At 37.8% G+C, this 1,764-nt stretch carries 1 protein-coding gene; it reads right to left on the bottom strand.

Annotated features, from left to right (window positions below):
* Positions 1-727, bottom strand: a 727-nt coding sequence (locus DYY66_RS02980; protein ID WP_166286089.1) for a PEFG-CTERM sorting domain-containing protein, incomplete at its 3' end; no start/stop codon positions are given.
* Between the last annotated feature and the right edge of the window lie 1,037 nt (positions 728-1,764).

Raw genomic sequence — 1,764 nt, 5'->3', positions numbered from 1 at the left:
TTAGTCCAGTCTTTGCTGACACTGCAATTATTGATATTATTGCAATTGCAAGTACTAGAGCTGCGATTGGACCAAACTCTGGAACTATGATTGTACCCACTATGTCAATCTTAGTATCTCCATTGTGGAATGGAATACTTAGTATTCTTACATTCTGGTTTTTGGTCTCACTGAACTGTGTGATGTGTTTACCGTTTACTGTAACTATGAAATTATCATCTTCTAATCCAGCTGTATTCACTGTTGCTCCTGTCAAGTTTGCATCAGGATTTGGAGGCGGAGGTATCTTTGCATCGATCATGTTTCTAGGTAATGTGACGGTGATGGAACCATCTGAGTTTGTATTTAGTGTAATCTCAAGTGTGTACTGCTGTGGTAGAATATTCATGCTACTGACAGTACCACCTTTTATGATGTATGGTATATTGTAAGTTACACCTGATTCCTGTAAGGGATATGTACTGTTAACTGGTTTGGTAATGATGGAACTTCCATCGCCTCCATTATAATGGAATTGCACAGTTGCATTTGTGTATAATCCATACTGTGCCACTACTGTGTAATTACCTGCATTTTTCCAATATTGGCCAGTAGCTGGAAATACTTTGGTAAAACTTCCGTCTGCAGTTGGTGATAATTGACCTATGAAAACTAGATTCTTTAGTGGGCTGATGACCCTAATCGTTACATCGGTTGCATTGAGGCGCTCTCTTACATGTCCTGTCATAATAACAGTATCTCCTTGATTGTATGTAGACAAATCTGTTTTGANTGATGTGTTTGCCGTTTACTGTAACTATGAAATTATCATCCTCTAATCCTGATATGTTTACTTTTGCTCCTGTCAAGTTTGCATCAGGATTTGGTGGCGGGGGTATCTTTGCATCGATCATGTTTCTAGGTAATGTGACGGTGATAGAACCATCTGAGTTTGTATTTAGTGTAATCTCAAGTGTGTACTGCGGTGGTATAATATTCATGCTACTGACAGTACCACCTTTTATGATGTATGATATGTTGTAAGTTTGACCTGATTCTTGTAAGGAATATGTACTGTTGATTGCCTTGGTAACTGTGGAACTTCCATCTCCACCATTGTAGTGGAATGTAGCGTTTGTATTTGTATATGGTCCATATTGAGCTATTATGGTATAGTTACCAGCATCTTTCCAAAGTGGTCCTGTGGCTAAAATTGTCTTGGTAAAACTTCCATCTGAAGATGGAAGCAACTGTGCTACTGAAATGAGATTCTTTAATGAATTGAAAACTCTTAGTGTGACGGCAGTTGCATTTTGGGGCTCTCTTACATGTCCTGTCATGACGATGGTATCACCCTGATTGTATGTTGGTAAATCTGTCTTGATAGCTATTGGGGCCAAAGTGGATAAACTGATAGAAGTTCCATTTTGATGCAACAATTTGTATGCTGTTGTCACGTTGGCATTTGGATTGGATGGTNTCACCCTGATTGTATGTTGGTAAATCTGTCTTGATAGCTAATGGGGCTAAAGTGGATAAACTAATAGAAGTCTCGTTTTGATGCAATATTTTGTATGCAGTTGTCACATTCGCATTTGGATTGGATGGCCCAGCTGTTTGTGCATAAGCTGGTACTGTGATTATCGCAATACTTGCTGTGATTATTAATAATAAATAAAAGATACTTGATCTTTTCATACTTGCTAGCCAATACTCAAGGATCTTGAGTATTTATGTATTGATAAAAGAAAATTTGACTTGTAGTTCTAGTATTTTGGCATAAAT

The sequence above is a fragment of the Candidatus Nitrosotalea sp. FS genome (genome assembly GCF_011319475.1).
Taxonomy (GTDB): Archaea; Thermoproteota; Nitrososphaeria; order Nitrososphaerales; family Nitrosopumilaceae; genus Nitrosotalea.
This window is presented reverse-complemented; position numbering and strand designations above follow the sequence as displayed.